Source organism: Streptomyces sp. MK37H (assembly GCF_018035285.1).
Taxonomy (GTDB): Bacteria; Actinomycetota; Actinomycetes; order Streptomycetales; family Streptomycetaceae; genus Streptomyces; species Streptomyces endocoffeicus.
Window position 1 is genome coordinate 1 of sequence record NZ_JAAAYH010000471.1, and the last position, 6,684, is coordinate 6,684.

Annotated in this window: 5 protein-coding genes; 4 read left to right on the forward strand and 1 reads right to left on the reverse strand. The window is 72.0% G+C overall.

The features are described 5' to 3' along the window. The first annotated feature begins 210 nt into the window (after positions 1 to 210). From GWI24_RS38100 to GWI24_RS38110, 3 genes are all read left to right on the forward strand, one after another. Entirely contained in the window at positions 211 to 975 is a 765-nt protein-coding gene (locus GWI24_RS38100; RefSeq protein ID WP_210950626.1) for an SDR family oxidoreductase, read from the forward strand. Between the two features lie 218 nt (positions 976 to 1,193). Next, a complete protein-coding gene (locus tag GWI24_RS38105; protein ID WP_210950622.1) occupies positions 1,194 to 1,808 on the forward strand; it encodes a hypothetical protein in 615 nt (204 codons plus the stop codon). A gap of 162 nt (positions 1,809 to 1,970) precedes the next feature. After that, positions 1,971 to 2,630: an O-methyltransferase gene (locus tag GWI24_RS38110; protein WP_210950623.1), complete on the forward strand. Its 660-nt coding sequence runs from the start codon at positions 1,971 to 1,973 to the stop codon at positions 2,628 to 2,630. Positions 2,631 to 2,663: 33 nt separating this feature from the next. Here the strand turns inward: GWI24_RS38110 and GWI24_RS38115 are convergent, their stop codons facing one another. Then, complete coding sequence (locus tag GWI24_RS38115) at positions 2,664 to 4,184, reverse strand: CehA/McbA family metallohydrolase (RefSeq protein ID WP_210950624.1); 1,521 nt, start codon at positions 4,182 to 4,184, stop codon at positions 2,664 to 2,666. 324 nt (positions 4,185 to 4,508) lie between these two features. On the opposite strand from GWI24_RS38115, the gene GWI24_RS38120 reads away from it, so the two are divergent. Further along, on the forward strand, positions 4,509 to 6,684 hold a 2,176-nt coding region (locus GWI24_RS38120; RefSeq protein WP_210950625.1), incomplete at its 3' end, for a bifunctional FO biosynthesis protein CofGH.

The following is a 6,684-nucleotide window of genomic DNA, read 5'->3' on the forward strand; positions in this document are numbered from 1 at the left end:
GGGCCCACGGACCCCTTGGGCCCTACCGGATCGACGGGCACCACCGGCCCCACCGGACTCGGCGCCGGGCGTGAGGGGGCTGGGGCCGGCGGCCCCGTCGGCCCCGCCGCACCCGCTGCCTCCACCGCACCCGCTGCCTCCACCGCACCCGCTGCCTCCACCGCATCCGCTGCCTCCACCGGACCCACGGGACCATCCGGACCCACCGGACTGGGTGGACGCGGCTCCCTCACCGGCCGGGCCGCCCTGGTCACGGGTGGCTCACGGGGCATCGGGCTGGCCGTGGCGGAGGCGCTGATGGCGGACGGTGCGGCGGTGTGCGTCACGGCGCGGGACCCGAGGGGGCTGGCCGACGCCGTACGCCGCCTCGGCCCGCGCGCCATCGGCTGCCCGGGGGACGTGGCCGACCCGGCCCATCCGGAGGCGGCGGTGGCCTGCGCCCTGGCCGAGTTCGGCCGTCTCGACATCCTGGTCAACAACGCCGCGACCAACGCCCCGCTGGGCCCGCTGATGGCCGTGGACCCGCTCGCCTGGCGCACGGCCTTCACGGTCAACGTGGAGGCCCCGCTGCGGCTGACCCAGGCGGCCTGGCGGGGCTGGATGCGCGGCCACGGCGGCGCGGTCGTCAACATCTGCACCGAGGGCACCCACGGCGTCGGCCCGGGCGTCGGCGCCTACGGCACCACCAAGACCGCCCTCCTCCGCCTCACCCGCCAGCTCGCCGGAGAACTGGCCCCCTCCGTCCGCGTCAACGCCGTCTCCCCGGGCCTGGTCCGCACCGAGATGGCCCGCTTCGTCTGGGAGCCCGGCGAACAGGAGATAACCGCGACGCTCCCGCTGGCCCGTATCGGCGAACCGGAGGACGTGGCGCGCGCGGTCCGCTGGCTGGTCTCGGACGAGGCGTCCTGGATCACCGGCACGGACCTGGTGGTCGACGGCGGCCGCCGGGTCCGCGAGGCCCACCGCCCCGTCTAGGGTCCTTCTGACGGATCTCCGTGGAAGAAGGACCCTAGGCGCCGATCAGCCCGGCAGCACATGGAGGGGCGAACCCCGCTTGGAGTACCTCACCTGATGAAGCAGTGGGCCGATCGAATGACTCATCACATAAATACCGGGATGTGGGTGGAAAACAGGTCAAGACAAGAAGAACCTTCCGGGAGATCACCCGGTTCAAGTCCCCAAGGGAGTACTGAATGCGTCCTCAAATCAGGGCCGCATTGCCGCGAGCGCGGTATTCACGGCGGCCCACACGGCTGGCGCTCGGCGGCATCACCTCACTGACCGCCGTCTCGCTGGTGGGCGTACTGGGTGCCCTACCCGCCGAGGCGCAAGATCTCGGAGTGACGTCGCAGCCGACGTCGACCATCATGTCCACTGACCGGGCCGTCTCCTTGGATGACCCCGACCCTGTCGCCGACGCCGGCTATCCCGGCAGGCCGAAGCCGCCGCGGCCGGGAGCCAATGGGTGCTTCGATATTGACACCGTTCGTCAGGAAGCCGGCGGCGGTGGGGCCTTCTACGCAGCCGTCAGTTTCGGAGTCCCCTACGTCGGAGACGAGACCGGTCCCGGCGGGGACATCGACTGGGACGACCTCTCCGACGAGGGGGGAGCGGTACCCGTGGGTGCCTGCGGTGCGTCCATCGACGTCGGTCCCGGCGGCCCCGGCAGCGACATTTTCATCGACGTCATCACCACGTCAGGGACCGTGCACGGCATTACCTGCACCCGTATGGGGTCGGTGATCGTGGCCTGCGGCACCTGGGTCCAGCGAACGACCCCGACGCCCGGGGACACATTGACGCCGTGAGTCCTGGCTCGCACGCTCGAAACCAGTGACGCGGGGCAGCCGGCGAAGGCCGGCTGCCCCGCGTCGTGTTGCGAGGGCTGGTCCAAGGGCCCCTGTTCCTCAATCGAGGGCAGCCCTTTTATTCGCTAGACGAGACGAGACGTTGCGTCTACTCTAGCGCTCATGACACTCACTCACACCCTTGCCGACCCTCGGGTCGAGACCGCCATCAGCCGCATGTTCAAGCTGGCCGAGCAGGACGAGACCGCCCAGACGCAGCTGCCGCCCGGCGCGCTGGAAACGATGGCCCCGCAGGAACTCGCCGACGCCGCGGCCGGGATCTACATGCCGATCTCCGCCGACGGCGGGAAGCTGCTCTACAACCTGGTGCGGGCCATCCGCCCGGCCACAGTGGTCGAGTTCGGCATGTCCTACGGGATCTCCACGCTCCATCTGGCCGCCGCCGTGCGGGACAACGGCACCGGGCGCGTCATCACCACGGAAATGAGCAAGGAGAAGATCGCCGCGGCCCGCCGCACCTTCACCGAGACCGGGCTGGACGACCTGATCACCGTGCGGGAGGGGGACGCCCGGGAGACCCTCGCCGACCTCGAGGGACCCCTGGACCTGGTCCTGCTCGACGGCTGGAAGGACCTGTGCCTGCCCGTGCTGCGGATGCTCGAACCGATCCTGCGGCCCGGCGCCCTCGTCGTGGCCGACGACATCGACCAGTTCGAGGGCCCCATGCGGCCGTACCTCGACTACGTACGCGACCCGGCGAACGGCTACCAGAACGTCAGCTTCCCCATCGAGGACGGCATGGAGATCAGCTGCCGCCTCTGATGCCGCCCGCCGCGCCGCGCGGTCAGGAAGCCGTCAGCGCTCGCCCAGCCAGATCGGGTTCGTCATCGCCGCCATCGGCCCCGGTATGCCCGACGCCCCGCCGTCCGCCGGGGCATGGCGGACCTCGGCGCGGACGTACGCCGCGTAGGACGCCGTCGTGCGCCATTCGGCGGTGAGCTCGCCGGAAGCGGGGACCGGCGTTCCGTAGAGCTGGCCCTGGTCGGTGATGAACCGCACCGAGCAGCCCGGGCCCACGCCGGAGACCTTCAGCCGGACCGTGATCTCCTCCGCGCCGCCGACCTTCAGGCGCTCGCCGATTCCGGCGTGCTTGCCGCGGCCACCGACCGCCTCGAAGGTGAGGTCGATCTTGGAGGACTCCGCGATCCAGCTGCGGCCGGCCCGGATGCCCTCCTGGATGGCGGTGCGGGAGAGGTCGTCGGCGAGCACCACCGTCTGGGGCAGGCCGACGACCTGGGGCTCGCGGTGGGCGTCGCTGTGGCCGACGGCGGGCAGCCAGCGGCCGTCGCCACGGGAGGCGGCGACCAGCGTGTTGTCCCACTCGGAGATCGTGACCTCGTCGTCGGGGGTGAAGTCCGCGTTCCACACCTCGACCGCGTCGGCCTCGTTGAAGCCGAACTTCCAGTTGCAGCCGACACAGGTGCCGTGCGGATGGGCCGGGATCACCAGGCCGCCGGCCTGCCGGATCTTGCGGGCGAACTGGCCGAAGCGGTTGTCCCGGGCGCGGTAGCGCCAGTCGATGAAGACGCCGGGGTCGGTGCCGAGGGCGACCACATGGCCGTTGCGCGTGGTGATCTCCTCGCCGGTGAGGATCAGCAGGTCATCGCCCCACAGGCCCTCGAACGCGGCATGCGCCGACGTGGTGTTGTGCTCGGTGGTGGTGATGAAGTCCAGCCCCGCGGCGCGGGCGGCGGCGACCAGCTCGGCCGGGGTGCGCTTGCCGTCGGAGTGCACGGTGTGCAGATGCGAGTCGCCCCGGTACCAGGCGCGGCCCCGGCCCTTCGCGCGCTGCGGCGGGTACCCCGGCTTCGGGGTGGTGCCGGGCGCGCCGTACCGCAGTGTGACGGTGACCTTGTAGTCCAGGCCCTGCGGGGCGACCGTGTACGGCCCCAGCACCACATGCCAGGTGCCCGCCCCGACCGGCCCCGCCAGATAGCCGGGGGTGGCCTCCTCGGCGCTGATGGCGAACTCCGTACGGGCCCCGCCGGACCAGCCGCGGAAGCCGCGGCCGCCCAGCTCCGTGCCGCGCTCGTCGAAGATGCCGATGTCGCAGGCGTTGCCCTGCGTGCCGGCCGGGACGGTCGGCTTGTCGTACGAATACGACACGGCGATCTCACGGACCCCGCGCGGAACCTCGACCGGTACGTAGACGAAGTCCGGCGCGCCGGTGGGCAGATGGCCGCTGAGGGTCTTGGTCTGCTCAGGGCCGTCGGCCGTGCCCGCCGCGTCGGCCTGGGTGAAGGTCATGGGATCGAGTGTCAGCACACCCGCCGCGCCCGCAAGCGCGGAGAGCCTGAGTACATCGCGTCGCTGCATGAGGTGCCCCCCAGAGTCGAGAGTGCCGTCCGACACCCGCGTGACACCGTTGTACGCGTGGGTGACACGCGCGGAAAGCCCTGTGGATAACTCCATGGCGGAGAGGGAACGGACGGCCCCGCCCCGACCCCGCCGCCCCCGCCCGGCGATCCGCGCCGCCGCCAAGTCCGGTCCGGGCGACGGCCGTCGGCGCCCAGTGGGTGTAGTCCGCATGTTCCACCGCGCCGTATTCCCGCCGACGGTCCGCGGCCGCCGTGATCAGACCCACAAAACCGCAGGCCCGGGCCGTCTGGCGGTGTCCCACACCACTCGTATGCTCGGAGGATGACCACGAGCGCGCAGGGAAACGAACCGGGTGCCCCGACTGGCTCCGCCGCCCCCACAGCCAACGCGATGCGCCGTGCGCTCAAGCGCGCCCGCGACGGCGTGGCGCTGGACACCGCCGAGGCCGCGGTGCTGCTCCAGGCGCGCGGTGACGACCTGCGGGAGCTGATGGCCTCCGCCGCCCGGGTCCGCGACGCGGGCCTGGAGGCGGCCGGCCGCCCCGGGGTCATCACCTACTCGCGCAGCGTCTTCATCCCGCTCACCCGGCTGTGCCGGGACAAGTGTCACTACTGCACCTTCGCGACCGTCCCCGGCAAGCTGCGCCGCGCGGGCCACGGGGCGTTCATGTCGCCCGACGAGGTCCTCGCCATCGCGCGCCGGGGCGCCGAAATGGGCTGCAAGGAAGCGCTGATCACCCTCGGCGACCGCCCCGAGGACCGCTGGCCCGAGGCGCGCGAGTGGCTGGAGGCCGAGGGGTACGACGACACCATCGCGTACGTACGGGCCATGGCCATCCGCATCCTGGAGGAGACGGGCCTGCTGCCCCACCTCAACCCCGGCGTGATGACCTGGACCGACTTCCAGCGGCTCAAGCCGGTCGCCCCCTCCATGGGCATGATGCTGGAGACCACCGCCGAGCGGCTGTGGAGCGAGCCCGGCGGCCCCCACTACGGCTCGCCCGACAAGGAGCCGGCGGTGCGGCTGCGGGTGCTGGAGGACGCCGGGCGCAGCTCCGTCCCGTTCACCAGCGGGCTGCTGATCGGGATCGGCGAGAACCATGAGGAGCGGGCGGAGTCGCTGTTCGCGCTGCGCCGCGTCTCCCGCTCGTACCACGGCATCCAGGAAGTCATCGTCCAGAACTTCCGCGCCAAGCCGGACACCGCCATGCGCGGGATGCCGGACGCCGAGCTGGACGACCTGGTGGCCACCGTCGCCGTCGCCCGCCACATCCTGGGCCCGTCCGCCTGCATCCAGGCGCCGCCCAACCTGGTGGACGCGGAGTACGAGCAGCTCATCGGGGCCGGTATCGACGACTGGGGCGGCGTCTCCCCGCTCACCCCGGACCACGTCAACCCCGAGCGCCCCTGGCCCCAGGTGGACGAGCTGGCCGAGCGCTCCGCGGCCGCCGGCTTCCGGCTGCGCGAACGGCTCGCGGTCTACCCCGAGTACGTCCGGCGCGGCGAGCCCTGGCTGGACCCCCGGCTGCTGCCGCACGTCACCGCCCTCGCCGACCCCGAGACCGGCCTGGCCCGCGAGGACGAGATCCCCACCGGGCTGCCCTGGCAGGAGCCTGACGAGGCGTTCAGCGCCTCCGGCCGCACCGATCTGCACCGCGCCATCGACACCGAGGGCCGCACCGGTGACCGCCGTAAGGACTTCGACGAGGTCTATGGCGACTGGGAGGCGCTGCGCGAGGCCGCCGCGCCCGGTATGGTCCCGTCCCGCGTCGACGCCGACGTCAAGGCCGCGTTGGCCCAGGCCGCCGACGACCCGACCCGGCTGACCGACCCCGAGGCGCTGGCCCTGCTCCACGCCGAGGGCCCGGCGCTGGACGCCCTGTGCCGCATCGCCGACGATCTGCGCCGGGCGACCGTCGGCGACGACGTCACCTACATCGTCACCAGGAACATCAACTTCACCAATGTCTGCTACACCGGCTGCCGCTTCTGCGCCTTCGCCCAGCGCCGCACCGACGCCGACGCCTACACCCTCTCCCTGAACCAGGTCGCCGACCGCGCCCAGCAGGCGTGGGACGTGGGCGCGGTGGAGGTCTGCATGCAGGGCGGCATCCACCCGGATCTGCCCGGCACCGCCTACTTCGACATCGCACGCGCCGTCAAGGAGCGCGTGCCCGGCATGCATGTCCACGCCTTCTCCCCGATGGAGGTCGTCAACGGCGCGACCCGTACGGGCATGTCCATCCGCGAATGGCTGACGGCGGCGCGCGAGGCGGGCCTGGACACCATCCCCGGCACGGCCGCCGAGATCCTGGACGACGAGGTGCGCTGGGTCCTCACCAAGGGCAAGCTGCCGACGGCCACCTGGGTCGAGGTCGTCAAAACGGCGCATGAGCTGGGCATCCGGTCCTCGTCCACGATGATGTACGGCCATGTGGACCAGCCCCGCCACTGGCTGGCCCATCTGCGGCTGCTCGCCGAGATCCAGCAGGAGACGG

Excerpts from the sequence above, each read along its gene's own strand:
- GWI24_RS38105 (WP_210950622.1), top strand. The coding sequence starts at position 1,194 with ATGCGTCCTCAAATCAGGGCCGCATTGCCGCGAGCGCGGTATTCACGG.
- GWI24_RS38110 (WP_210950623.1), top strand. The coding sequence starts at position 1,971 with ATGACACTCACTCACACCCTTGCCGACCCTCGGGTCGAGACCGCCATC.
- GWI24_RS38115 (WP_210950624.1), bottom strand. The coding sequence starts at position 4,184 with ATGCAGCGACGCGATGTACTCAGGCTCTCCGCGCTTGCGGGCGCGGCG.